The sequence below is a fragment of the Methylobacterium sp. E-025 genome, assembly GCF_022829705.1.
Taxonomy (GTDB): Bacteria; Pseudomonadota; Alphaproteobacteria; order Rhizobiales; family Beijerinckiaceae; genus Methylobacterium.
Window position 1 is genome coordinate 20,050 of sequence record NZ_JAKSYR010000022.1, and the last position, 23,369, is coordinate 43,418.

Genomic DNA, 23,369 nt, shown 5'->3' on the forward strand with positions numbered 1-23,369 from the left:
TGTGAGGCTGTCCGGCGACGACGTCGAAACGTGTCCCGGCATCCGGTGAACGCTAGGTGGCGGAACCGGAGCAGTCCTTGATCCAGCGCAAGGATCAGGCATCACCGGAATTGTTCATGACCGAACGAGCGGCTCGGGCGGCGAGCACGGGTCCACCGAGAACACCGAGGTTGATCTCGATCAAAGACCGGGCCCGACAACGCGGCCATCCCTGGGTCGTGGTCGGCCGTAATAAGGCGCGACCGGAAATCAGGGGTCCATCGGTCATGAGCACGTACGTCGCATCGTTGACCAATGCCGCCGTCACGCGAGCGACGCCGACTGCGGCATCGCTCGATCCATTGACGGAGAGCCTGCGGATGCTGGGGGTCGCCGTCCTCGGATCGGCAACCGCCGTCTGCCTGATGTGGCTCGTATCCTGAGCGACGTCCCGGTCGCCGCCCTACCGTCGAGCCGACCCGCCGCCTGGACCTTCCACGTCGATGGGGGCCTGCCGGCCTCGCTTCTCGGATGCGTCCGGCGCGAGGCGCGTCATGGCATCAGCCGAACCCGGAGCCATCCCATGTCCATTCGCCTTCCCGTATCCGCGCTGCTCATGACCGGCCTCCTACAGGTCGCGGCGGCGGCCACGGATGGACAGGTCCAACGTGGCAAGACCTTCGTCGGCGCGAACTGCGCCACCTGCCATGCCGTCGGCCGGATCGGGGAAAGCCCCCTGGCCGTCGCACCCGCATTCCGGGAACTCCATACGAAGTATCCGGTCGAGGACCTCGGCGAGGCCCTGGCGGAGGGTATCACCACGGGGCATCCGACCATGCCCCAGTTCGAGCTCGAGCCCGACCAGATCACGGACGTGTTGGCCTACCTGAAGTCCCTGGAGCAATGACCGTCCTGCCATGGAGGCTTCCAACCTGCATCCCTAGGAAGCGGACATCGAAAACCCGTCAGGGACGCGTCGCCTTCTCGGCGCCGGCACCGACCGCCTTGGCGAAGGCTTCGATCCGGGTCGACTGGTCGGCCAGCATGCCCTCGAGACGCGCCATCCGGATGCGGTCGAGCTTGTCGTGCGAGGCCATGATCTCGACCTCGGCCTTCAGGTTGATCTTGTAGTCGAGACCGGCCGCCATGCGATCCCGCGCCGCCTGGCGGTTCTGCGACATGAGGATCACCGGCGCCTGAAGAGCGGCGACCATCGACAGGATCAGGTTCAGGAAGATGTAGGGGTAGGGGTCGAAGGCGCCGGCGCGGGCCAGGACGACGGTGTTCACGACGACCCACGCGACGAGCATTCCCGTGAAGACCAGGATGAAGCCCCACGAGCCACCCAACTGGGCGACGCGGTCCCCGAGGCGCTCGCCGAAGGTCTGGTGCTCGACGACGACGCGGTTCACGTCCCGGGACACGTACCGCCGCTTGGCGACATGAAGGATCACCCGCCGCTCGCGTTCGGAAAGCCCTTCCAATCCGGCTTCCATCAACTGCCGGGCAAGCTGGGTGACCGCACCGTCGACCGGCGGCTTACCGCCGTCATCGGCATTTCGCGGGAGGGATCATGCCGCTCGTCGGGGCGTGCTCGGTCATCAGTGGCCCAGGAAGCTGCAGACGGGGCAACGGCGCAGGACATCCCGGGTGACGCCGCGAGGACGGCCTCCCGCAAGCGCCCATGACCGTAGGCTCCCATGACGATCAGGTCGGTCGCGCCCTCGGACGCCAGGTCGAGCAGGGCTTCCGCATCGCCTGCGAGATCGACGGACACCATGATGCTCGCGAATGTCATGGACGGGACGGCTCGCTCGGCTGCGGGAAACCGGACGATGCCCGTCCGCCAAGGTGCCGGCTTTGACCCAACGCAAGGGCGGGGCCGGAAATCGTACCGGGCCATCGTCGACGGACGACGATGCCTGGCCTTTCGCCGCCCGGAACGGGTTTGCGCTGGATCAACGATGGATGCCCCGCCAACAGGCATGGTCCTCCCCTCGTCACCGGAGGTCCACCATGTCGTATGCCAGCATCATCGTCGCCGTGGATCCCGGGGAGCGGACGGCTCGGCGGATCGGTGTGGCCGCGCATCTCGCGCGACGGCTCGATGCACGCCTTATCGGCGTCGCGGCCTGGGCACCGGACTACCCGCGGGGGTTCGGGGAGACGTCCGTGCCGACCGGATACGGGATCGAGGACCTCCGCCAGAAAGCCTTCGGTGAGTTGCACCGGGCGGAAGAGACTTTCCGTCTTGCGGCTCGGCCGGCGGAGCGGATCGAGTGGCGTTCCGAGCTCAGGGAAACGCTCACGTTCCTCGCGGAGCAGTCGCGGGCGGCCGATCTCGTCGTGGTCGGGCGTCAGGGGAAGAACGACCTGCCGCATCACGCGGCCGCCGTCGGACCCGGTGACACACTGATGACGGTGGGCCGGCCGATCCTCGTCGTGCCGCACGGCGTGGAGCGACTTTCGGCGACCCGCGTGGTGGTGGCCTGGAAGGACACCCCGCAGGGCCGGAGGGCGATCTCCGATGCGATGCCGTTCCTGACGCTCGCCGAACAGGTCCAGGTCGTCCAGGTCGCGGAGGGCACCGACCGGACCGAGTTGGAGGACGTCGTCGCCTATCTCGGCCTGCACGGCGTCAAGGCCGTAGGGGTTCTCAAGGTCCCGAAGGCTGGCGGGACGGCCGGGACCCTGCTCGACGCCGCCGAGATGTTCGGGGCGGACCTGATCGTCAGCGGAGCCTTCGGGTACAGTCGCCTGCGGGAATGGTTCTTCGGCGGCGTGACGCGCACCCTCCTCGACCACAGCCCTGTCTGTTGCCTGATGTCTCACTGAACGCCATCCGGTGGATCGACGTCCGGCGAGGTCGTTGATCCACCGCAAGGACGACGCCGGCCCGGCATCTACGGTGATCCCCGCGCCTGCACGGTCGACGCCCCGCGTTCGACCACGGCGAGAAGGAATTCGAGATGACCTGTCCCCGCGCCGTCGAGGCCCTGATCAAGCAGCGTGACCGTCTCGTCGAGGTGCTCCGCCTGATCGACGACGGGCGGTGGTGGACCGGGGACGACGCCTGCCGGATCGACGAGGACGAGGTCTGCCTGCAAGCCGACGGGATCGGGGCCGCCCTCGACGTGGTCGAGCGTCTCGCCGGCGAGATGGCTGCGGAGGACGGCACCGGCACCGGGTCGCAGCTGGCTCCGAAAGCGACGCATGCCGTCTCGACACCGGGACATCATGTTCACGAAGGCCGCGCCGCGCCGGAAGGCCTCGGTCCGTTCTCTCCGGGCCAGGTCGGTCCCCTGCAAGACGAGATCCATCCGTCGGGGGGATACGAGCCGCGGGCCCGGCGGCTTTCCGGCGGCGTCCCGAAGCTGGCCTGATCAATAATAAGCGCCGCACCCTGGGCCATCTCGCCGTGGCGATCCGACGGGAGCCGGAGGATACTCGGGACCGGATCGCGGGTGTCATCCGCGAGGTCGCGGTACGCCTCGAACGGGACCTCTCGACCGAACAGGCTGACCCGAAGACGTATCCGGCTCGGTTCGGGCGGAGGCGCGTCGCGGCTCGCAGGGAAAGCCCCTTCATCGCGAGAGGAATGCCGGTACCTGACGTCCGATTTCCCTCAGGGCATGCGCTGTCGATCGTCCTTTCGTGAGCAACCGACGGTTTTTCGAGGTGGTCCGGACGATGTCGAGGGCGGCGACGACCGCGATACTAACACCGAGGACGAACGCCATCGAGATCGCGGGCTCGGCCATGAGCGGTCGAATGACGGCGCCCATTGGTAGGAGAGCCCGTTGAAGCATCCAGGGCGAGACGGCGACCCAGGCACCCAGCACACTGGATGCCCACCGCGTCCAGGGCTCTGGTTCGGGCCCGTCGAGGAAGGCCAAGCCCATGACGGCAAACCCGCATGCGAAGGCGTTCAGTGCGGCGGGGGAGTTCCCGGTCTCCAAGAACAGGAACGGAGTGAGGACCACGAGCGCCCCCAGCACCGCCGAGATGCCGTCGAGCATGGCCCCGACGTCGCTCCCATCCTTCGGGAACCTTCGAGTTCTCCCGCCCATGTCACCCGTTCCTCGTGGGCCGATCACGGTCGCGAGCGAGGTCCGCCCATCGAGGTGCCAGCAGGGAACGAGCCTACGGCGGGAACGCGGGCGGTATCCTTGATCCAGCGCAAGGCTTCGTCCCGAGCCCCGATCTAGGGTCTTCGTGTCCCCTCGTTCGCTCGCAGGACGCGTCCCCTCACCAGGGGCTCTCGGTGTCGCGAACGACCACGGAAGAACGTGCTTTCCGGGCGGGCATCACGAAACCGCGGCCAGCCGCGAATGCCGGAGAGATCTCGAAATGGTGGACGCGGCAATCGCCAAAGGCGATCCAAAAGACCTCTCGGTGGCGCTGCCTGCAGGTGGACGATCCGATCCTTCGCCGCCGGCCGAGCTCAAGCTCCTGTTCCTCCTTTCCTGGGTGTTGTGCGCGGTCTTCTACTTCTTCCAGTACGCGGTGCGGTCTGCGCCCGGGGTGATGCAGGCGGAACTGACCTCGGCCTGGGGTGCCAATCACATCGGGACGATGATCTCGGCCTATTACGTCGCCTACGCGGTGATGGCCCTGGTCGCAGGCGTCCTGCTGGACCGGTACGGCGCCCACCGGACCATCCCGTACGGCATCGCCGTCGTCGGCCTCGGATGTCTCGTGTTCGCGCAGGGCAGCGAGCCGGCCGGCATGATCGGCTTCGTGCTTCAGGCGACCGGGGCGATCTTCGCCTTCGTCGGTTCGTCCTACGTGGCGGCCCGGTACCTGCCGACGCGCATGCTGGCGCTGTTCATCGGCCTCACGCAATGCCTGGGCATGGCCGGCGCGGCGTTCGGATCGAAGCCCGTCCACATGGCCATCGACCCGGCCGGCGGCTTCAACGTCCCCTGGCAGCATGTCTGGGTCACCTTCGCCGCGATGGGCTTTGTCTTGGCCCTCGCGACTTGGTTCGTGATGCCGCGCGAGACCGGCGACAGCCCGAGCCACCATGCCGGGTTCTCGGTCTCCGCCCTGCTCCATCCGTTCAAGGTTATCTTCGGTAATCCGCAGAGCTGGCTCGCCGGCATCGTCGGGGGCCTTCTGTTCCTGCCCACCACCATCGGTGCCCTGGTCTGGGCCACGTCTTTCCTCCATGCCGGCGAGAACCTGTCGATGGCGGACGCCGCGTCGGACGCGGCCATGGTGCCCATCGGCTGGGTCCTCGGCTGCCCGCTCCTCGGATACGTCTCGGACAGGCTCGGCCGGCGTAAGCCGGTGCTGCTGGGCGGCGCCCTGCTGATGCTCGCCGCGGGCCTGACGGCCATCTACGTCCCGGTGGGCACGCTGCCGCGCTACTCCGTGGCCCTCATCCTCGGCATCGCGTCCGGGGCGGCGATGATCCCCTTCTCGATGATGAAGGAGACAAACCCGTCGGAGGTGAAGGGCACCGCGGCCGGGGTGATGAACTTCCTCGTCTTCGTGACGACGGGGATCATGTCGCCGTTCATCTCGCACCTGATGCTACCGCGGCAGGGCGTCCCCTTGACCCTGGCCGACTTCCAGACCGCCTTCCTGCCCCTGGTGGGCGGCGTCGTCCTGGCCTTGGTCCTCGCTCTGTTCCTCCGGGAGACCGGCACGGCCGAGCAGGGACCCCTCGCGCAGGACGGCACGAAGCCTTTCGTCTCAGTCCTGGCGCCCGCCTGAGCGGCTTCGATCCAAATGCCTTCTCCTCGACCGCCCTCACGCCCAAGGATGACCACATGGATGTCGCGGTCTTCAGCACCAAGCCGTACGACCGGCGCTTCCTCGACGCGGCGGTCGCGGGCCGCCACGCCCTGACCTACATCGATGCGCGGCTCGACCGGACCACGGCGGTCCTCGCCGGCAAGGCCCAGGTCGTCTGTGCGTTCGTCAACGACGCGGTCGACACCGCCGCCCTCAATGTGTTCGCGCAACTCGGTGTGCGCCTCGTCGTCCTGCGGTCCGCAGGGTTCAACAACGTCGACCTCGCCGCCGCCAAGCATCACGGCATCCGCGTCGCCCGGGTCCCGGCCTACTCGCCCGAGGCCGTTTCCGAGCACGCCGTGGCGCTGATGCTGTCGCTCGACCGGCACATCCATCGTGCCTACGCCCGGGTCAGGGACGGCAACTTCGCCCTCGACGGCCTGCTCGGCTTCAACCTGCATGGCCGGACCGTGGGAATCGTCGGGACCGGCCGGATTGGCCTCGGCGTCGCCAGGATCATGCTGGGCTTCGGCTGCACGGTGCTGGGATACGACGTCGAGCCGAGCCCGGCCTGCGAGGCCATCGGCGTCGTCTACCGCCCGCTCCAGGACCTGCTCGCCACCTCGGACATCATCTCCCTGCACTGCCCCCTGACGCCCGAGACGCACCATCTCATCGATGCGGCCGCCATCGGCGTGATGAAGCGCGGCGTGATGCTGATCAACACCAGCCGCGGCGCCATCATCGATACCAAGGCCGTCGTTGCCGGCCTGAACGAGGGTCGGATCGGACACCTCGGCCTCGACGTCTACGAAGAGGAGGAAGAGCTTTTCTTCGAGGATAAGTCCGACGCGGTGATCCGGGACGACGTCTTCGAGCGCCTGCTGATGTTCTCGAACGTGCTCGTCACCGGGCATCAGGGCTTCTTCACGGTCGAGGCGATGACGGCCATCGCCGAGACGACCGTCGCCAACATCGACGCGTTCGAACGGACGGGACGACCGGTCCACGAGGTCCTCTGACCCCGCCGGGGCGCGTACCCTCACCGATGGAGAACACCACGCTGCCCCACGTCACCCTGACATTCGCCCGCGGACCGGATTTTCCCAGTGGAAGCGTCGACCGCGGCTACGAGATCGATGCGCCCCTCGACGCCGGGGGAGAGCTCGATCCGGCGCTCTGGCGCGAGAGGCGGGACCATTGCCGCGTCCGCCGGTTCTGGCTCGGGGAGCCGTACCGCGACGGGCGCCTGATCCACCGGCAGGGTGGCTTCGGTGGGGGCACGTGGCTGATCGACCACGACGACAGGACGACGGATGACGACGAGCCTGGCTACCGGCTGGGCAGCCACCGTTTCGTGGAGGGCGAGTATGTCTCGATCAGCGAAGACGATACGATGCGGACCTTCGGGGTTGCAACGTTCGTCGGTCTTGACGGTGGATCGGGAGCGGGTTCCGACGAGCATGGTCGCCCGCCTGCGTCGTCGAGGGTGCCATGGCCGGGGCCGGCGTCACCCGTAGGTGGCCGCCCCGACGGTCGCGCAGGCGCGATCCTGTTCCCGTGATGCCTCGCCGTAGACGCCTATGGCACCGATGAGGGTGCCATCCCGCCGAAGGGGAATGCCGCCGCGCTCGTGGAACGCCGCGGTTCCCTCGCCTTCGACGACGGAACAATAAAGGTCATCCCCGGGCGGCGGCATGATCTCGCTCGGCTCGCCCGAGATGGCCGAGGCCACGGCCTTCCCGATGGCCCCGCGGGCGCTCATGCAGCCAGCGCCGTCCATTTTCGAGAAGGCGACGAGACGGCCCTGTGGGCCACAGACCGCGACGCTCACGGTGATCCCGAGCCGGCAGGCCTCGGTGACGGCGCGCCGGACGATTGCGGTCGCCTCCTCCAGCGTCAGGTCGCGGTCGTCGACCATGGAAACGCGGGCATTCATGACCGGTCGTCCCGGGTCAGCATCCCGCGCCCGAGCGCCAGCAGCTGGCTGTCCGTCGCCGCCGAAAGGTCGATGGTCGCAGTCGCCACCACGCGTCCCTGTATCGCGTGGTGATGCTCTCGCAGGCGCTCCGAAAGGACGGCCATCGCGCTGGCCTTGCCGGTCCCGTGGCCGACGATGGCCACGCGTGGCGCTCGTGCGACGGCCTCGGCGATGCGGTCGTAGTAGCCGAGGTCCTCGGGCGCGCGCTGGCCGCGATGGTTGGCCTCCTTTTGGGAGAGATGGTGGATGTAGCCCTTCGGGTCGTAGGGCCGTAGCGTCGTCTCGGTCTCGCCGCCCGCGGTCTCGGGATCGAGGCGATAGATCCGCGCCTCGTGATGGTCGACGACGATGAGGGCATCGCTCTTCACCGGGGTTGGCGAGGCCTCAAGGATCTCGGTGGAGTAGGGCGACAGCCCGGCATCCTGCATCAGGTGGCGCAGACGCTCGACCTCGCGCGGTTCCATGTCCTTGTCCCGCGGACGGAGGAAGGTCGCGGTCCGGCCGGCCAGGGTGAAGCCCCACGTGTCGTCGCGCTTCTCCTCGGTGCTGCCGATCCTCCCAATGAAGGCCACCACCTCCCGCCATGCCAGGTTGTTGCTGGCAGGGTGGTGGAAGATCCGGCCGAGGAGGGTCCGGTCGTGACCGTGTATCCGGGCATTGATCATCGGATGGGGTTCCTGACGGACTCCGCACCGGGCGACCTGCCCGGTGCGGTGACGGTGGGGGTCGCAGTTCGCTCAGACGACGCGGATGTCGTTGTCGACCGTCGTCGCGCCGGGCGCGCCCCAGGCCGTCCATCCGGCCAACTGTCGGTCGTACCAAGTGTGGACCGTGCCGCCGAGGTGGACGACACCGCCGTGGGCGGTGACGCTGATGGTCTTCGGGTCGTACCAGCTCCGATGAAGCGCCTTGGTGATGTCCGCGCTGATGTCGGTCGCGTTCGGATGCGGGTTGATCGTGATCAGGTTCGTAATGCCGACCACGCCGAGCATCCCGCGGATGTCATGCTCCGCGGCCGCCTTCTGGTACTGCCACTCGACCCTGCCGGTGAGCGTGACCCAACCCTTCTCGACCTTCACCTTCACCGCCTCGTCCGGAACGGAGACGTTCCAATCGAGCCGCTGCACGAGGGCGGCGGCGATCTGGTCGTCGCTTTTCCTGGCCTCGAACGGAAGGCGGACCTCGATCTCCTCGGCGACGGCGCGGACGCCCTTGACGCGTCCGGCGGCCTTCTCGGCGGCGTGCTTCTCCATGTAGTTCTGCACGTGGCCAGTCAGGGTCACGACACCGTCCTTGGCGGTCACGCCGATATGGGCGGCGGTCACGCTCGGCTCCCAGCTGAGCTCGGCGAGGACGTTCGTCTGAAGCGTCTTGTCCATGGTCATGATCTGTTTCCTGGATCGTGGAGGATGCGGACCGTCTCCGGCGATGCCTGGCGAGGCCGGGGCGGAAGGGCGCGCGGCCCGTCGGCTTGGGAACCGCCGCTGGGGAGGGCCGGTAGCAGGACGGTTCCGTCGGTGCCCATGGGACGGACCCTAGTCGCCGGTCCCATGGGGTCCTTGATCCAGCGCAAAGTCCGACGGTGCCGATACGCGCATGCTGGCCATGACGTCGGGGTGGCCAAGACACTCGCCCCGGAAAGGACGGACGACGACAGGATCGATCAGGATCGCGTACGCCGCCTTCGGGGCGCTTCTCGTCGGGACGACGGTCCAGGCGGCGCACGCAGAGGAAACCCGCGCCCTGTCCGACGGCCCGAACATGCCGCGATCCGAGGAGGTGGTGCCGAGCGACATCCGCCCGCAGGATCCACTCGCCACCGGAACGAATCTGGGACCCGATGCACCGGTATTGAAGCCTCGGTGGTATGACCTCAGGCGGCCGCCTGTCCGCCCCCCGGACCTCTGACGGCATCGCTGCCGAGGCGCGGACGATTGGGAGGACGGCAGGCACCCGACTCACTCCCGGTCGTTCGCCCGTGGGCCCAGGCTCAGTGCGCCGACATCCGAGCGAGACGCGCCTGGTCAAGGAGGCGCACGCCCCCTGGCACGATCAGGAGGCAGCCGTCCCGGTCGAGGCGCGACAGGGTCCGGCTCACCGTCTCGATGGTCAGGCCGAGGTGGTCGGCGATGTCCAGGCGTCCCATCGGCAGTTCGAGGGTGACCGCGGATAGCCCGATCCGGACGTAGCGTTCCTGGAGCCCCACCAGGAACGCACCGATCTTCTCCTCCGCGGTACGCCGCCCGAGAAGCATCATCATGTCCTTGGCCCGGGACAGTTCCTGTCCGGTGATCTCGTGCAGGTGCATCATCAGGCCGGGATGTCCGCAGATCAGGTCCTTGAACGCCAGCCGTTCGAACCGGCAAGCGGTGACCGAACCGAGTGCGTCCGCGGAGACGGCGAACCGGTCGAGCAGGGAAAGCCCGAGGAAGTCGCCCGGGAACGCGAAGCCGGTGACCTGCCGGCGCCCGTCCGGGAGGATGCGGTACAGGCGCAGCGCCCCCGAGGTGACGTTGAAGACCGAGCAAGCGGGCTCGTCCTGTCCGTACAGGGTCTCTCCGTGGGCGAGCGAGACGCGTCGGCTCAACGGCTCCAGGACGTCGCGCTCCACCAGCGGCAGGGCCGCCGAGAGGCTGATGAGGCGGGCCTTTCCGACCCCGTTGCGAAGGAGCGAATTCGGGATGGGCCGGTAGGGTGCTGGAATGACCGTAAGTGGATGGATCGACATGGCTCTGTCCTTCCGGTTCGGTGAGGCTTCGTCGAACGGCCGGGGAGATACGTCGGGTCAGCGACCGCGCCAGCGCTCGGTCGCACGGACGCGCTCCGCATGCCGGGCGAGGTCGAGGAAGTGGTTCCGGGCACCCTCGTCGAGCGTGAAGGCGCGCTGCAGGGCGCCGGCGGCCAATCGGACCGTGACGTCGTCCCAGGCACGACTGTCTTCCGCTCCGTCACGCAGGGTCGTGACCGACTTGGCTAGAACGGAAAAGGCGTTGGCTCTGAACATTGTGACCTTTCGGAGCAGGCAATCCAGGTCGGTCTACGCCTAAGTATAACGTGCATGCGGCGTCAGGGTGCGGAACCAAAAGCGCCGACCGGAGATGCAGTTTTGCTTGCATCCCGAGACCAAGGATCTGTGTCCGCTACTCAATCGAACCGCAGGATCTCGCTCAGGATCGCCGTGGCCGAAAAGAGGATGCCGGCCGGGCGGTAATCGATCTCGGCGGTCCCGCCGATCTCGGCCGCCAGGGCGCGTTCGATCATACGAGACCCGAAGCCCGCCCTGGTCGGCGGGGCGACGGCCGGTCCCCCCGCCTCCTCCCAGGTGAAACGCAGCCGTTCCAAGCCGTCGACCTCGAGGATGTCCCACGTCAGCAGGACGCTTCCGGCCGCCGTGGACAAGGCTCCGTATTTGACGGCGTTGGTGGCGAGTTCATGGAGGGCCATGGCGAAGGCCAGCGCGACCCGGGAGGCGAGCTGGACGCTGGGCCCCCGGCACGTGAAGCGCCCCTCCTGGTCTGTCCCGAATGGGCGCAGCGCGACGCCGACGACCTCGCCCAGGGTCGCTCCCTCCCAGGTGTCGCGGATGAGCACGTCGTGCGCGGCCGACAACGCCAGGATGCGGGCGTCGAGGATGGTCTCGGCCTCTTCCAGGGAGGCGGACCTGCGGAGGGTCTGGCGGACGATGGACTGCACCGTCGCGAGGGTGTTCTTGACCCGGTGGGCCAGTTCCTTCGCCAGCAGGTCGCGGTGCGCCTCGACCCTCCTGCGGTCGGTGATGTCGAGCGAGATGCCGGCGATGGTCAGGGCCGTCCCGTCCATTCGGTAGGAGGCTTGCCCGCGGGCGTGTATCCAATGAACCGCCCCGTCCGGGTAGGTGATCCGGAATTCGTGGTCGTACTGCGTGTCCCCGGCGATGGCCGCCGAGACCGCTCCCTGCATGCGTCCCCTGTCCTCCGCGTGGACACCCTCGATCCAGGCCTCGTAGGTGAAGGGTGCGAGGGGATCGCGTCCGAAGTTCGCCTTGCATCCCTCCGATGCGTCGAGCGACATCGTCGCGAGGTCGAGGGTCCAGGAACCGATGCGTCCGGCCTCCTGGGTGAAGCGGAGGCGCTTCTCGCTCAGGGCCAACGCGGCCGCATGCGCCTTCGCCTCCGTGGCAAGCCGATCGAGGATCACCACCCCGTGCACGTCCCGGTCGTGGAACACGGCGGGCAGCGAACCAAGGATCGGAGGCGGTTCCACTCTTGTCCGAGGTCTCGCGCGGCGCTGTCCCAACGCGGAAAGGAACGATGTGACGGTCATGTCCGGCCTCGTTTCAGGCGGCTGCGGCGGGTGCGAGCGCGATGTCGAGATGGACCGGGTTGTGAAGGGTGTTCGCCACTGCCGACCATAGAACCGTATGCCTGACGAGCGCCGCCAGTGCCTTTCGGGACGCATCGGCGTCCATCCTCACCGACACCCGGATGCTCTCGAAGCCGATGGTCCTCGGTTGCCGGTCGCCGCCGCCCCAGACCGAGGTCATGTGGATGTCGGCTTCGACGTCGAGTTCCAGCGAGCGGATCCGGATGCCCTGGGCGAGGGCGTTGGCGTGGATACCGATGGAAAGGCATGAGCCGAGAGCCGCGAGCAGGGCCTCGGAGGCGTTCGGGGTGGCGGCCTCGCCGAGCGGGCCCTCGGGCGCGTGCTCCGTCACCGGCTGCGGCGGCAGGTCCCGGATGTAATTGAGCTGGCTCAGCCTTCCTTGCGCGACAGTGCGGCAGCGCAGGGTCCGGACGGCGGTCAGGTCGGCCTTGCCCTGGTCGATCACCGTCTGGAGTTCGCGCTTGCCGATGGGTGTGGCGGCTCCAAGACCTGGTTTGACGGGTGGTGGTGCCATCGAATTCTCCAGGAAGGAAATAGTGGCCAGGAGAATTCTCGGATGGCGAAAATATTTCCTGCGTGGTGATTTCCTGCCATTCAGCATAGGCTCATCCGCGACGAAGTCGGCCACCAAAGCTGACGAGGAGGAATGCGAAAACGGATCGCGGGGAGCACATGCTGGACTGGGACGACCTGAGATTTTTTCTGACGCTCGTCCGGCACGGCAGCCTTTCAAGCGCCGCCAAGGTGCTCCACGTCTCGCAATCGACCGTGGGACGGCGCCTGAACTCGCTGGAGGCGACCCTTGCGGTGCGCCTGCTCAACCGGACCCCCGACGGCTACGTGCCGACGCTGGCCGGGAAGGAAGTCCGCGAGAAGGCCGAGCGTCTGGAAGCCGAGGCCTTGGCCCTTGAGCGGGATGTCACCGGCCGCGACAGCCGTCTGCGGGGGCTGGTGCGGGTGACCTGCGCCGAGACGATGGCTGCGCACCTGCTGGCACCGAGCTTCGCCGGCCTGCACGCCAGGCATCCCGACATCATGATCGAGCTGATCCCCAACCCGAGGGAACTCAGCCTGGCGATGCGCGAGGCGGACATCTCGGTCCGCATGCGGCAGCCCGAGCAGAACGACCTCGTGGTGCGGCGCATCGGCGGCATCGCCTTCGGCCTCTACGCCACGTCGGATTACATCAGGGAACGGGGCGACCTGAACTTCGCCGAGGGCTGCCCGGACCATCACCTGATCACGCAGATGGAGGACAGCCAGGAGATGACGCAGTCGGCTTGGCTGACCGAGATGGCCTCGATGTCCCGTGTCGTCCTGCAGACGAGCAGCCACGAGGCCGCCGTGCAGGCCGCTGCCAGCGGCGGCGGGCTGGCCTGCCTCGCCCGTTTCCGAGGGGACGACGAGCCCAGGCTGATCCGGATGGACGTGCCGACGGAACCGCCCAGCGCCGACATCCTCCTGCTGGTCCACAAGGACAATCGCGACACGCCGAGGATACGGACGGTGCTCACGCACATCACGGAAAGCCTCCAGGCGCTCGCCCACCTCCTCCAGCCACCGGGCGCGAACGAGGAGGACGTGCGGGCCGTCGGCGCGTGACAAGGCGCCTTCACCCACCGACGTGGGCCGGACTTGATCCAGAACAAAGTATCGAGGGGGCCGAAGGGGCAAACCCGGGGGATGAACGGGGCGAGCAGTCTTTGGGCGCCCGACAACCCGGAACACGAACATGCAACGGCCAGCCAGATCCATCGCCCTCGGGGCGGTCGTTTCGCTCTCCCTGATGGCCCCGCTTCGGGCCGCCGAGGAGCCGAAGGCCGGACCCATGGCGGAGACGGATGCCAAGCCGGCGCAGGCCTGCCTCGACCACCTCAAGGCCTTCGACGCGCGGATGGAGAAAGACGGCTACTGGCTCGGCGGGTCGGGCTACGGATACGGCTATCCCCTCGGCGGATACTGGTTCGGCGGCTTGGCCGGGAACAACGGCATGGCGATGGGCGCTGCGTCCGCGATGATGGGGTACGCAAACGCCCGTCCCGGATACGAGGTCCGGGTGCTCCTCTCCGCCGCCGACATCCTGGCGCGCCACGGCAGGCAGCAGCCGTGCGAGGACGTGCTGGTCCAGATCCAGGCCAGCTACGACCGGTACAAGACCGGCATTCAGGGCCGGGACCTCCGGGTCGCGAACGCCTTGGGCTTCCGCGAGCAGGAGCTCTCGCTGGCGCGGCCGGTCGTGAGCCGGTCCGTCGCCTTCCGGTCGGACGACCTGCTCGGGAGCGAGGTGCGCACGCCGGGCAACGTGGCGCTCGGCAGCGTGGACGACATCGTCATGGGGCCCGAGGGCGGCGGGATCGCCTACCTCGTCGTCGCTCGCGGCGGCGTCTTCGGCCTCGGCGAACGCCACGTCGCGGTCCCGTGGGACCGGTTCAAGGTCTCGCCCAACCTGAACATCCTCGTCCTCGATACGACCAAGGACGCCATGGACCAGGCTCCGCGTATCGTCGAGGGCCGGTTCGTCAAGGCGGAGCCGTTCGCCCTGCAGACGGCGAAGGCGGACGCCTATTGGGGCGTCGCCTCCAAGACCCCGCAGGTCGATTGAGAACGCCCCCGTCGGCAGGCCCGCCCTGCCGTCTACACCCCACACCACGAATGGATCGCGACATGAGAACGACGACGGTACTGACTGCGACCTTCCTCGTCCTGACGACGATAACGACGGCGATGGCGCAAACGCCGATGGCACCTTCCACGGATGCCGCGGCGACGATGCGGGAGGCCGGGCGCGAGGCGAACGAGGCCGCCGATGCGGCCCGTGAGGCGGCCCGGCTCGCGATGCAGGCCTCGAAGGCGGCGGTGAAGGGTGCCCCGAAGCAATCCGCCGACATGATCGGGAAGCTCGTCACCGACGCCGCGGAGGCCGCCAACCGGGCCGAGACCAAGATCGCCGCGGCCAACAGGGCGGCGGGGGTCTCGGCGAACGCCTCGATGCGCAAGGCCGCCGATTCCGCGCAGAAGTCCGTGGAGGCGACGCAGGCGGCGGTGCGGAAATCACAGGATGCCGTCGCGGCCTCCATCAGCTCCAACATGGCGGCGATGCGTCGGGCGGCATCCGGAGCGCGTGCGTCCATCGTTCGCGCGGCGACGGCCACCGCGAACGCCGCCCGCGCCGCCCGCGAGGCGGCCAGGACGACCTGGGACCGCGACATGGCGCAGAGCCAGGTCCGCGGCCGACGAGGGCCGCACGCGGCTGATGGGCACCAATTCGGGGGAAGGACGATCGCGATGAGCAAGATGGCACGGATCTGCGAGGAAGCCGCGCACCAGCATGACCGGGCCGCCGCCCATTACCGGCATTCCGCCAGGCATCTTGCGAACGGCGAGCACGCCGCCGCCGCCAAGGAGCGGGACCTCGCCCTCGACCACTCGGAGAAGGCCCGGATCGACGAGGTCGGGCTCCGACCCGATGGCATCGTCTCCCACGAGCGCACGACGTCCGAGGCCGCCTGGCACTTCATGGGCTAAACGCCCAGGCCACCTTCGGATCCCACGCACCCCGACGAGGAAGCCCCGATGCCCCCGAGTGGCCCGACCCTGCTTTCCCGAACCCGTCACTGGCCCATCTCTCCTCAGGCCGATCGGAGCCCGCTGTCGGAGCCGCAAGGCGTGCCGGACTACGGGCCCGGACATCCGCTGGCCGCAGCTTGGCAATAATCACACCGGGCTTCGGAGACTTGGCCATGCCATCCGTTCTGCAAGTCCAAGTGCCATACCATAGGGCGGACGCTTGAACCGGTTCGGATCACGCTCGGGCAACGCCATACGCCAAACCAAGGCAACGTCCGGCGTCCTGCTCGGCCGTCAGCAGCAGGCAGCAGGCAATGGTGGGGAAGGGCGGACGAGGTCGTAAGCCCAAGATGCTTAAGCAGTTCTGAATAGCGATTCATCGTCGATGAAAGCCAAGACGTCGGTGCGGATCCGAATCGCTCGACTGACAATCGATTTGCTCGAATCGAGCAGCCATGCCTAAGCTTGACCGTCATCACTTGTAGCTGCTTGCAGACGGTCACCGCAAATGCCCGGCACCACGGACGTGCGCACCTTGATGCGCGGCGCACTCACGTCACCTTGCGAGGCAACACGGCGCGCAAAGGTCGACCGGCCGGCCGTGCTGCTACAGCGCCCGACGGAACGCTCGTTCGCACGCACCTGCGAGGTCAACGATCTCTTGATCGAGGGCACGGAGGCGGTGCTGCGCGAGAGCGGCCGCCTGCCGCCGTACCGGGACACGAGCTGAGAACCGTCGCGCCTCGATCCGAAGGGCCACGGCATCACGACGCTTCGACGTCATGACGCTCCAGCATCGCGGCGGATCGATGCGGCGCCTCACACGCGGAAGCCGGACGAAGACCGCCCGGTCCGCACCGTCTCCGCTCTCGGACATTCGGGTTCGACGGTCGCCGGGGTGGCGCTCCTGCCGCTCCCACTCGTTATCGCCATCGGCTCGCTGGTTCTCAGCGGCCTCGCGGGCCGGATCGCGTCCAGACCCCGCCTGATTGCAGGTCCCCTGGCCGTCGCGGCCGGGTTCCTGCTGCTTCTGCGTATCGGCGGACACAGCGCCCACGGGTCGACGGTTCTGCCCGGCACCTTCGTCGCGGCACTCGGCATGGCCTATGACGTGGCACCGCTCACGAGCGCGGCGGTCGGGTCCGGCGACGAACGCTACAGTAGCTTGGCCCAGGGGTTCAACACCGCCGTCGCCCGTGCGGGGGCTCGTGGCCACGAGCTCGATTGGAGGGATCCTCGCCGCCCGTGGCTCTGTGCTGGTCGATGCCTTCGTCGTCGCCGTCGTCGCGATTGTGGTCGCCTACATCGCTGCCGCCGCCGGTCTGATGCCAAAGCGCCCAAACGCCTGAATGCCGCGTCCCGGCCTAGTGCCGTCGGACCGCTCGATCAATTCAGCGCCGACGGCTTCACCCGAGCGGTGCTGTAAGCCCGTTCATGACGTCGCTCAACGCCGCCTGGATCATCTCGCGTCAGGATCACGTGGTGGCGCCCTTCACATTCCGACGGCCTCCGGACGTGACCGTCGACCGGCGTCGCCGCGGTGGTTCGTCAATTCGCTCCACGGACGAAGGCATAGCGACCGACGGAGGCGCCACCGCCGCGATGATGCACGGGCGCCGGTATACGATTGTCCGGCTTCGCGCCGGGCGCACGACGGGCATCGGACGCGTGAGTGGAGGCGGCGCGCAAGGCGCTGCGCAGGCGCAGGACCTCGTCGCGAAGCCTCGCGTTCTCGCGCTCGACTTGCCCCAGCCGCTCGACACCCTCCGGCGGCAGGCCGCCGAGCCGTCGGCGCCAGCGGTAGAACGTACCGATCGAGACGTGCGCGGCGGAGCAGATCTCCGCGATGGCGGTCCCGGCTGCGGCCTCCTTCAGGAGGAACGCCACTTCCTGGTCGGTATGCCGGGATCGACGCATGCGCAGCTTCCCTGTTCGGAGCCGTCCGGTCGCCGCGATGCAAGAGCAGTCCTCGCGGCGCGCTCGACGCCTTGGAATGCCCAATCTCTGCAAGAGCCGGACCGACGCCCAAACGGCAATTTTGACGTTTGGGCACGACCGCGCCCACAGGGCGGGCGCCATGCCGGCCATTTGCGCACGCCGCCGCCATGCCTGCAGTCACTTTGGTCTTCCGCGCACAGCGCCGCGCCCGGACAATCCGACAGCGAGGCAGGGGCATGGGTCCGATGGCAGAATTCACGAGACGGGGCTTGATCGGAACCGCCGCGGCGCTCGCCGCCCCAGCCCTGATTCGCCCAGCTTGGGCGGCAGAGACGGTCAAGCTCGGCTGCCTGTTCTCATCGTCTGGCACCATGGCCAACATCGAGGGGCGGCTCAACTATGTCGTCCGCATGGCCGCAGACCAGCTGAACGCCAAGGGCGGCGTCAACGGGCGCCAGGTCGAGGTCGTCACCTCGGATCCGGCCTCCGATTGGCCGCTCTACGCGCAGATCGGCCGGCAGATGCTGCAACAGGAGAAGGTCGCCGCCCTGTTCGGCTGCTGGACCTCGGTGTCGCGCAAATCCGTGCTGCCGGTGGTGGAGCAGAACGACGGCCTGCTGTTCTATCCGCTCCATTTCGAGGGCGAGGAGAACTCCAAGAACGTCGTCTACGTGAACTCGCCGCCGGCAAGTTCCGTGCTGCCGGCCGTGGATTACCTGATGGGGTCCGAGGGCGTGTCCGCCAAGCGCTTTTTCATGATCGGCTCGGACTACGTCTGGCCGCGGACCATCAACAAGATCTTGAAGGGATACTGGGCGTCCAAGGGCATCGCCGAGAGCGCGTGGCGCGAGGAGTACGTGCCGCTCGGCTTCTCGAACTTTCAGACGCTGGTGAACCAGATCCGCACGTTCGCCGCCCAGCCCGGCGGCCAGCCGATCGTCGTCCTCACTGTCGTCGGCTCCTCGATCCCGGACTTCCTACGCGAGTTCGCCAACCAAGGCATTCTCGCCACCGACGTGCCGATCCTCGGCCTCGACATGGTCGAGGCGGATCTGGAGGGCCTGGATACGACCAAGCTGGTCGGGCATCTCAATTGCTGGGCCTACCTTCAGGCCGCCAAGGGTGAACGCAACGCGGCGTTCCTTTCGGATTGGGCGGCCTATGTGAAGGCCAAGAACGTGCCCTTCAGCGCCGACACGGTGATCGATCCGATGGTGTCGGCCTACGACAGCGTCCAGCTTTGGGCGCTGGCGGCCGCGAAGGCGAAGAGCTTCGCGGTGCCCGAGGTGCGCAAGGCCTTTGCGGGGCTCAGCTACGAGGGACCGTCCGGTTACACGCTGACCATGACAGGCGAGAACAACTACGTCTCGCGCGGGATCTTCATCGGCTCGGTCAACGAGAAGCGCGGCTTCGACGTCTTGTGGCAGTCGCCGGATGCCCCCAAGCCTGTGCCGTTCAGCCCGTATGGCTGAGTTGCCGCAACCGGTGTCGTTTCTCGTTCGCGGGGTGCGGGTCGCCCTCGCCTTGATCCTGATGGTGTCCGCTTCGATGGCGCAGGCCGCTGCGGACCCCATCGACCGCTCGGCCCTCGCCAGGGCCGTCTGCAGCGACGGAGCCGGCCTCGCTCGCGGCGCGGAAGATGTTGTCCGATCCGCCGCCACCGCCAGCGCCGACGACCTCGCGTTCTCCGGCTCCATCCTGCGGGCGCTGCTCGACCGACGGCTCGCCTGCGTCGGGGACACGTCGGTCCTGCTCGATCGCCCAGGGGGCAGCGAAGGCCGCGATGCCGCGACCGGCGCGACGCAGTCGGCCGCCGGCGCACGCTCGCCGGTCCTCGGCCTGCGCCAACGCGGGCTCGTCGAGACAGGCGCTGGGGTCGTCGCGCTGCTCACCGGCGCCAGCACCGCCCAGCGTTCGGCCGGACTCGCCACCCTGGAGCGACGGGCCGCAGCGGTGCCCGAGGCCGACACCATCCTGGAGCGCGCCCGCGCCGCCGAGACGGATGCGGTTCTACGCGCCGCGATCGTTCAGGCAATGCAGGCCGCCGCGCTGAACGCCCCCGAGCCCGCGCGCCGCCGGGCGGCCATCGGCGCCATCGCCGACGCCCCGTCGAGCGCCGCACGCTCCCGGCTCGCGAGTTTGCGGACCGATCCGGCCTATGCCGCGGATCCGGCGTTCAAAGCCGCGCTCGATGCGGGGATCGCGCGGGTCGAACGCGCGGTCACCATCGGCGACGGACTCGCGCTCTCCTACAACGCCCTGAGCTTTGCCAGCATCCTGTTTATGGCAGCGGTCGGCCTCGCGATCATCTTCGGGCTGATGGGGGTGATCAACCTCGCCCAGGGCGAGCTCATCATGGTCGGCGCCTATGCCGCCTACGGCGTGCAGGAGGCTTTTCGGATGGTCGCGCCGGGTCTGATCGACCTCTACCTCGTCGCGGCGATTCCCGTCGCGTTCCTGGCATCGGCCGGCGTCGGCATCGTCGTCGAGGCCTTGATCCTACGCCACCTCTACCGAAGGCCGCTGATGAGCCTGCTCGCCACATGGGCGGTGAGCCTGTTCCTGATCAATCTTGTGCGCGTCGTCTTCGGCTCGCAGAACCTACAGTTCGGCATGCCGTCCTACGTCAGCGGCGGTGTCCCGCTCTACGCCGACTTCATCGTCACCTGGAACCGGCTCTTCGCCATCGCCTTCGCCGCGGTGACGCTCGCCGCGACGCTGCTGATCCTCAAGCGCACGCCGCTCGGCCTCGACATCCGCGCGGTGACGCAGAACCGCGACATGGCCGGCGCGCTCGGCATTAGGACCCGACGGGTCGACCGCCTCGCCTTCGGTTTCGGCTCAGGGCTCGCTGGGCTCGCGGGAGTGGCCCTATGCCCGATCTACAGCGTCAATCCGGGCATGGGCGCGACCTTCATCGTCGACAGCTTCATGGTGGTGGTCCTGGGCGGCGTCGGCACCGTGGTCGGGACGGTGGTGGCGGCGCTCGGCATCGGCGGGGCCAACGTGCTGATCGAGCCGTTCTACGGGGCGGTCGCGGCCAAGGTGATCGTGCTCGTCGGCATCATCGTGTTCCTCCAACGACGCCCCGAAGGCCTATTCGTTGCGAGGCGTCGGCGATGAGCGGGGCAGCCGAGAGCCTGCCGTCCCCGGTCAACGCACGTCCGCGTCGGCCGGCCGCGTGGCTTCACGAACCGCTCCTCGTCGGCATCCTGCTGCTAATCCTGGCTGCTTGCCTGGTGCTCGTCGGGCTGAAGCCCGCCCCCTACGTCGTCAACACGATCGGGCAACTCGCCGTCTTCGCGATCCTCGCCGTGTCGCTCGACCTCATCTGGGGCTACCTCGGAATCCTCAGCCTCGGTCACGGGCTGTTCTTCGCCATCGGCGGCTACGTCTGTGCCATGCACCTGTTGTCGCACGCGTTCTCCGCGACGGGGGTCGCGCCGGACTTCGTGCAGTTCATGGGCTGGAAGACGCTGCCGGCCTACTGGGCCGGGCTCACCAACGCGCCCTACGCCCTGTTCCTAGCGATGGCGCTGTCGGGGGCCGTCGCCTTCGTCTTCGGCTTCGCCTCGTTCCGCTCGCGGGTGAACGGCGTCTACTTCTCGATCATCAGCCAGGCACTCGTCTACGTCGCCATGTTGCTGATGTTCCGCAACGATACCGGGCTTGGCGGCAACAACGGCATGACCGGCTTCCCGCTGCTGTTCGGATATCCGATGGGCTCGGCGACCGTGACGACGGGCCTCGCCCTAGCCTCGCTCGGCGCGCTGGCGGCGGTTCTCGTCGGCACCCGCGCGCTGGTGGCGGGGCGGATCGGGCGACGCATGCTGGCGTGCCGCGACGACGAGACCCGGCTGCGCACCCTCGGCTACGGCACGACACGGCTGAAGCTCGGGATCTGGTGCCTCTCGGCGATGATCGCGGCGCTGGCCGGCGTGCTCTACGTGCCGCAGGTCGGCATCATCAACCCGCGGGTGCTCGCCCCCGACCTGTCGATCGAGATCGCGGTCTGGGTGGCGATCGGCGGGATGGGCCGTCTCGGCGGTGCGGTGATCGGCGCGGTTGCAGTCAACGCGCTCAAGTTCTGGCTCAGTGCGGCGATGCCGCAGGCGTGGCCCTTCATCCTGTCGGGGCTGGTGCTCGTGGTGGTGCTGGCATTGCCGAACGGCCTGCTCGACTTCGCCTCCCTCCGCACCAAGCCGATATGGCTGCGCAACGGAGGGGGCCGGTGAGCGCCCTTCTGGTCGACAAGCTCGATGTGGTCTTCGGCCGCTTCCGGGCGCTGACCGCGCTATCGCTCGCCGTCGATGCCGGCGAGGTCCGCGCCGTCATCGGCCCGAACGGGGCCGGCAAGACCACGCTCCTCGACGTGATCTCCGGAATCACCAAGCCCCTCCGCGGCCGGGTGATGCTCGGCGACAGCCTGGACCTAGCCAAGTGCTCCGAGGCTGGGATCGCCAAGGCAGGCGTGCGGCGCAAGTTCCAGAAGCCGAGCGTCTTCCCGGCGCTGACGGTGTACGAAAACCTCGACATCGGCTGCGGCGCTGGGCTCCCGGCATCGGAGCGCGCCGCGCGCATCGGGGCGGTGCTCGGCGAGATCGGCCTCGAACCCCGCGCGCACGCACTCGCCGGGGCACTTGCCCACGGCGAGAAGCAGTGGCTGGAAATCGGCATGGTGCTGGGTTCGAACCCCAGGATCATCCTGCTCGACGAGCCGGTGGCGGGGCTCTCGGACGCGGAGACCGAGCGCACCGCCGCGCTGATCCGCGCGCTGCGAAGGCCCGACCGGGCCATCGTGGTGATCGAGCACGACATGGCCTTCGTCGAGGCCATCGCGGACCGGGTGACGGTGCTGCACGAGGGCCGCACCCTCTACGAGGGCGGGATGCGCGGCGCTCGGGCAGATGCCCGCGTGATCGAGGTGTTTCTGGGCCGATGAGCATGCCCGAAGCAGCGCCGATGCGGCTCACGGTCGAGGGGCTCGACCAGCATTACGGCAGCGCGCAGGTGCTGCGCGGCGTCGCGCTCACGATCGAACCGGGCAGCTGCCTCGCAGTGCTCGGCCGCAACGGCGCGGGCAAGACCACGCTGCTGCGGTGTCTGGCCGGGCTGATCCCGGCGAGCCGCGGGCGGATCGCCTTCGACGAAGACGAGATCGCATCCTGGCCGACCGATCGGCGCGCGCGGGGCGGGCTTGCGACGGTGCCTCAGGGCCGCGAGATCTTTTCGGATCTGACCGTCGCAGAGAACCTGCGCGTCGCCGCCCGCGCTCACGGGCTGGAGCGCACCGGGGCGGTGGACGAGGCGGCGGCGCTGTTTCCTGCGTTGCGCGAGCTTTGGCACCGGCCCGGGGGCAACCTCTCGGGCGGGCAGCAGCAGCAACTCGCCATCGCCCGCGCGCTGGCGACGCGCCCGCGGCTGCTGCTCCTCGACGAGCCGACCGAGGGCATCCAGCCCTCAATCGTCTCGGCGATCGAGGCAGTGATCGCCGGCCTCAAAGGTCGGATCACCGTGCTGCTCGTCGAGCAGTATCTCGATTTCGCGATCCGCCTCGCCGACTCCGTCGTGGTCCTCTCGCGCGGGGGCATCGTCGAGCGGAGCGAGCGCGGCGCGATCAGCCACGCCGCCCTCACCCGCCACATCGCCGTCTGACATCAGGAGCGCACATGCCGACGCATCACGAGATCCCGGCCACCCCCGACAAGATGGTGCTCGGCTACTTCGACGCCGCGCTGCCGCCGGTGCTCGAGATCGCGTCCGGGGACACGGTCACCCTCCATTCCTTCCCCGCCGGCGG

27 protein-coding genes and 1 pseudogene are annotated in these 23,369 nt (G+C 68.3%); 17 read left to right on the forward strand and 11 right to left on the reverse strand.

The window, feature by feature from the left end; genetic code table 11:
* Positions 1-77: 77 nt before the first annotated feature.
* A complete protein-coding gene (locus tag MKK64_RS01575) occupies positions 78-422 on the forward strand; it encodes a hypothetical protein (RefSeq protein ID WP_243931971.1) in 345 nt (114 codons plus the stop codon).
* Positions 423-562: 140 nt separating this feature from the next.
* Positions 563-886: a c-type cytochrome gene (locus MKK64_RS01580; RefSeq protein ID WP_187274699.1), complete on the forward strand. Its 324-nt coding sequence runs from the start codon at positions 563-565 to the stop codon at positions 884-886.
* A 58-nt stretch (positions 887-944) separates the two neighbouring features.
* Here the strand turns inward: MKK64_RS01580 and MKK64_RS01585 are convergent, their stop codons facing one another.
* Complete coding sequence (locus MKK64_RS01585; protein WP_313898875.1) at positions 945-1,433, reverse strand: DUF1003 domain-containing protein; 489 nt, start codon at positions 1,431-1,433, stop codon at positions 945-947.
* A 41-nt stretch (positions 1,434-1,474) separates the two neighbouring features.
* Positions 1,475-1,777, reverse strand: coding sequence for a universal stress protein (locus MKK64_RS01590; RefSeq protein ID WP_243931973.1), 303 nt, complete (start codon positions 1,775-1,777; stop codon positions 1,475-1,477).
* Positions 1,778-1,995: 218 nt separating this feature from the next.
* On the opposite strand from MKK64_RS01590, the gene MKK64_RS01595 reads away from it, so the two are divergent.
* Positions 1,996-2,814 carry a universal stress protein gene (locus MKK64_RS01595; protein ID WP_243931974.1) on the forward strand — a complete coding sequence of 273 codons (819 nt, stop codon included), beginning with the start codon at positions 1,996-1,998 and terminating at the stop codon, positions 2,812-2,814.
* 134 nt (positions 2,815-2,948) lie between these two features.
* Positions 2,949-3,362: a hypothetical protein gene (locus MKK64_RS01600; RefSeq protein ID WP_243931975.1), complete on the forward strand. Its 414-nt coding sequence runs from the start codon at positions 2,949-2,951 to the stop codon at positions 3,360-3,362.
* Positions 3,363-3,563: 201 nt separating this feature from the next.
* On the opposite strand, the gene MKK64_RS01605 is transcribed toward MKK64_RS01600, so the two are convergent.
* The gene (locus MKK64_RS01605; protein WP_243931976.1) at positions 3,564-3,998 is read right to left on the reverse strand and encodes a hypothetical protein; all 435 of its coding nucleotides are present in this window, start codon (positions 3,996-3,998) and stop codon (positions 3,564-3,566) included.
* A gap of 331 nt (positions 3,999-4,329) precedes the next feature.
* Here MKK64_RS01605 and MKK64_RS01610 point away from each other — a divergent pair, with 331 nt between their 5' ends.
* Genes MKK64_RS01610 through MKK64_RS01620 form a run of 3 tightly spaced genes read left to right on the forward strand, consistent with a single transcriptional unit; the run spans position 4,330 to position 7,285 of the window.
* Complete coding sequence (locus MKK64_RS01610; RefSeq protein WP_243931977.1) at positions 4,330-5,700, forward strand: MFS transporter; 1,371 nt, start codon at positions 4,330-4,332, stop codon at positions 5,698-5,700.
* Between the two features lie 56 nt (positions 5,701-5,756).
* Positions 5,757-6,743: a 2-hydroxyacid dehydrogenase gene (locus MKK64_RS01615; protein WP_243931978.1), complete on the forward strand. Its 987-nt coding sequence runs from the start codon at positions 5,757-5,759 to the stop codon at positions 6,741-6,743.
* 26 nt (positions 6,744-6,769) lie between these two features.
* On the forward strand, positions 6,770-7,285 hold the full coding sequence (locus MKK64_RS01620) for a hypothetical protein (RefSeq protein WP_409567822.1): 516 nt from the start codon (positions 6,770-6,772) through the stop codon (positions 7,283-7,285).
* Here the strand turns inward: MKK64_RS01620 and MKK64_RS01625 are convergent.
* The 7 genes from MKK64_RS01625 to MKK64_RS01655 form a co-directional block, all read right to left on the reverse strand.
* Entirely contained in the window at positions 7,232-7,660 is a 429-nt protein-coding gene (locus MKK64_RS01625; protein ID WP_243931979.1) for a GlcG/HbpS family heme-binding protein, read from the reverse strand. The genes MKK64_RS01620 and MKK64_RS01625 overlap by 54 nt on opposite strands.
* Positions 7,657-8,367 (reverse strand): hypothetical protein, encoded by a 711-nt coding sequence (locus tag MKK64_RS01630; RefSeq protein ID WP_243931980.1) that lies wholly within the window; start codon positions 8,365-8,367, stop codon positions 7,657-7,659. The genes MKK64_RS01625 and MKK64_RS01630 overlap by 4 nt, the downstream gene beginning before the upstream one ends.
* 72 nt (positions 8,368-8,439) lie before the next feature.
* Positions 8,440-9,087, reverse strand: a complete 648-nt coding sequence (locus MKK64_RS01635; RefSeq protein WP_147724807.1) for a BON domain-containing protein — start codon at positions 9,085-9,087, stop codon at positions 8,440-8,442.
* A 605-nt stretch (positions 9,088-9,692) separates the two neighbouring features.
* Positions 9,693-10,430, reverse strand: coding sequence for a cyclic nucleotide-binding domain-containing protein (locus tag MKK64_RS01640; RefSeq protein ID WP_147841476.1), 738 nt, complete (start codon positions 10,428-10,430; stop codon positions 9,693-9,695).
* Positions 10,431-10,487: 57 nt separating this feature from the next.
* The gene (locus MKK64_RS01645; RefSeq protein WP_243931981.1) at positions 10,488-10,706 is read right to left on the reverse strand and encodes a hypothetical protein; all 219 of its coding nucleotides are present in this window, start codon (positions 10,704-10,706) and stop codon (positions 10,488-10,490) included.
* Positions 10,707-10,846: 140 nt separating this feature from the next.
* Positions 10,847-11,944 (reverse strand): sensor histidine kinase, encoded by a 1,098-nt coding sequence (locus MKK64_RS01650; RefSeq protein WP_243931982.1) that lies wholly within the window; start codon positions 11,942-11,944, stop codon positions 10,847-10,849.
* 73 nt (positions 11,945-12,017) lie between these two features.
* The gene (locus tag MKK64_RS01655) at positions 12,018-12,692 is read right to left on the reverse strand and encodes an OsmC family protein (protein WP_243931983.1); all 675 of its coding nucleotides are present in this window, start codon (positions 12,690-12,692) and stop codon (positions 12,018-12,020) included.
* Between the two features lie 44 nt (positions 12,693-12,736).
* On the opposite strand from MKK64_RS01655, the gene MKK64_RS01660 reads away from it, so the two are divergent.
* The 4 genes from MKK64_RS01660 to MKK64_RS01675 all read left to right on the forward strand — a co-directional run bounded on the left by MKK64_RS01660 (position 12,737) and on the right by MKK64_RS01675 (position 16,361).
* Positions 12,737-13,666, forward strand: coding sequence for a LysR family transcriptional regulator (locus MKK64_RS01660; RefSeq protein ID WP_147724817.1), 930 nt, complete (start codon positions 12,737-12,739; stop codon positions 13,664-13,666).
* 130 nt (positions 13,667-13,796) lie between these two features.
* The gene (locus MKK64_RS01665) at positions 13,797-14,666 is read left to right on the forward strand and encodes a PRC-barrel domain-containing protein (protein WP_243931984.1); all 870 of its coding nucleotides are present in this window, start codon (positions 13,797-13,799) and stop codon (positions 14,664-14,666) included.
* Positions 14,667-14,728: 62 nt separating this feature from the next.
* Positions 14,729-15,589, forward strand: coding sequence for a hypothetical protein (locus MKK64_RS01670; RefSeq protein ID WP_243931985.1), 861 nt, complete (start codon positions 14,729-14,731; stop codon positions 15,587-15,589).
* Positions 15,590-16,139: 550 nt separating this feature from the next.
* On the forward strand, positions 16,140-16,361 hold the full coding sequence (locus tag MKK64_RS01675; RefSeq protein WP_243931986.1) for a hypothetical protein: 222 nt from the start codon (positions 16,140-16,142) through the stop codon (positions 16,359-16,361).
* Positions 16,362-17,179: 818 nt separating this feature from the next.
* Here MKK64_RS01675 and MKK64_RS01680 read toward each other — a convergent pair.
* Positions 17,180-17,548: a transposase gene (locus tag MKK64_RS01680; protein ID WP_243931987.1), complete on the reverse strand. Its 369-nt coding sequence runs from the start codon at positions 17,546-17,548 to the stop codon at positions 17,180-17,182.
* A gap of 266 nt (positions 17,549-17,814) precedes the next feature.
* On the opposite strand from MKK64_RS01680, the gene MKK64_RS01685 reads away from it, so the two are divergent.
* The 6 genes and pseudogenes from MKK64_RS01685 to MKK64_RS01710 form a co-directional block, all read left to right on the forward strand.
* Entirely contained in the window at positions 17,815-19,041 is a 1,227-nt protein-coding gene (locus tag MKK64_RS01685) for a transporter substrate-binding protein (protein WP_147728917.1), read from the forward strand.
* A gap of 13 nt (positions 19,042-19,054) precedes the next feature.
* A complete protein-coding gene (gene urtB / locus MKK64_RS01690) occupies positions 19,055-20,692 on the forward strand; it encodes an urea ABC transporter permease subunit UrtB (protein ID WP_243931988.1) in 1,638 nt (545 codons plus the stop codon).
* Complete coding sequence (gene urtC, locus MKK64_RS01695) at positions 20,689-21,804, forward strand: urea ABC transporter permease subunit UrtC (RefSeq protein WP_243931989.1); 1,116 nt, start codon at positions 20,689-20,691, stop codon at positions 21,802-21,804. Before urtB ends, urtC begins: the two co-directional genes overlap by 4 nt.
* Positions 21,801-22,511: an ATP-binding cassette domain-containing protein gene (locus MKK64_RS01700; protein ID WP_147858518.1), complete on the forward strand. Its 711-nt coding sequence runs from the start codon at positions 21,801-21,803 to the stop codon at positions 22,509-22,511. The genes urtC and MKK64_RS01700 overlap by 4 nt, the downstream gene beginning before the upstream one ends.
* Positions 22,512-22,513: 2 nt before the next feature.
* Entirely contained in the window at positions 22,514-23,224 is a 711-nt protein-coding gene (locus MKK64_RS01705; RefSeq protein ID WP_243931990.1) for an ATP-binding cassette domain-containing protein, read from the forward strand.
* A 14-nt stretch (positions 23,225-23,238) separates the two neighbouring features.
* Positions 23,239-23,369: pseudogene (locus MKK64_RS01710) on the forward strand (amidase); the annotation flags it as partial.

Excerpts from the sequence above, each read along its gene's own strand:
- MKK64_RS01580 (WP_187274699.1), top strand. The coding sequence starts at position 563 with ATGTCCATTCGCCTTCCCGTATCCGCGCTGCTCATGACCGGCCTCCTA.
- MKK64_RS01590 (WP_243931973.1), bottom strand. The coding sequence starts at position 1,777 with ATGACATTCGCGAGCATCATGGTGTCCGTCGATCTCGCAGGCGATGCG.
- MKK64_RS01595 (WP_243931974.1), top strand. The coding sequence starts at position 1,996 with ATGTCGTATGCCAGCATCATCGTCGCCGTGGATCCCGGGGAGCGGACG.
- MKK64_RS01600 (WP_243931975.1), top strand. The coding sequence starts at position 2,949 with ATGACCTGTCCCCGCGCCGTCGAGGCCCTGATCAAGCAGCGTGACCGT.
- MKK64_RS01605 (WP_243931976.1), bottom strand. The coding sequence starts at position 3,998 with ATGCTCGACGGCATCTCGGCGGTGCTGGGGGCGCTCGTGGTCCTCACT.
- MKK64_RS01610 (WP_243931977.1), top strand. The coding sequence starts at position 4,330 with ATGGTGGACGCGGCAATCGCCAAAGGCGATCCAAAAGACCTCTCGGTG.
- MKK64_RS01615 (WP_243931978.1), top strand. The coding sequence starts at position 5,757 with ATGGATGTCGCGGTCTTCAGCACCAAGCCGTACGACCGGCGCTTCCTC.
- MKK64_RS01620 (WP_409567822.1), top strand. The coding sequence starts at position 6,770 with ATGGAGAACACCACGCTGCCCCACGTCACCCTGACATTCGCCCGCGGA.
- MKK64_RS01625 (WP_243931979.1), bottom strand. The coding sequence starts at position 7,660 with ATGAATGCCCGCGTTTCCATGGTCGACGACCGCGACCTGACGCTGGAG.
- MKK64_RS01630 (WP_243931980.1), bottom strand. The coding sequence starts at position 8,367 with ATGATCAATGCCCGGATACACGGTCACGACCGGACCCTCCTCGGCCGG.
- MKK64_RS01635 (WP_147724807.1), bottom strand. The coding sequence starts at position 9,087 with ATGACCATGGACAAGACGCTTCAGACGAACGTCCTCGCCGAGCTCAGC.
- MKK64_RS01640 (WP_147841476.1), bottom strand. The coding sequence starts at position 10,430 with ATGTCGATCCATCCACTTACGGTCATTCCAGCACCCTACCGGCCCATC.
- MKK64_RS01645 (WP_243931981.1), bottom strand. The coding sequence starts at position 10,706 with ATGTTCAGAGCCAACGCCTTTTCCGTTCTAGCCAAGTCGGTCACGACC.
- MKK64_RS01660 (WP_147724817.1), top strand. The coding sequence starts at position 12,737 with ATGCTGGACTGGGACGACCTGAGATTTTTTCTGACGCTCGTCCGGCAC.
- MKK64_RS01665 (WP_243931984.1), top strand. The coding sequence starts at position 13,797 with ATGCAACGGCCAGCCAGATCCATCGCCCTCGGGGCGGTCGTTTCGCTC.
- MKK64_RS01670 (WP_243931985.1), top strand. The coding sequence starts at position 14,729 with ATGAGAACGACGACGGTACTGACTGCGACCTTCCTCGTCCTGACGACG.
- MKK64_RS01675 (WP_243931986.1), top strand. The coding sequence starts at position 16,140 with ATGCCCGGCACCACGGACGTGCGCACCTTGATGCGCGGCGCACTCACG.
- MKK64_RS01680 (WP_243931987.1), bottom strand. The coding sequence starts at position 17,548 with ATGCGTCGATCCCGGCATACCGACCAGGAAGTGGCGTTCCTCCTGAAG.
- MKK64_RS01685 (WP_147728917.1), top strand. The coding sequence starts at position 17,815 with ATGGCAGAATTCACGAGACGGGGCTTGATCGGAACCGCCGCGGCGCTC.
- urtC (WP_243931989.1), top strand. The coding sequence starts at position 20,689 with ATGAGCGGGGCAGCCGAGAGCCTGCCGTCCCCGGTCAACGCACGTCCG.
- MKK64_RS01705 (WP_243931990.1), top strand. The coding sequence starts at position 22,514 with ATGCCCGAAGCAGCGCCGATGCGGCTCACGGTCGAGGGGCTCGACCAG.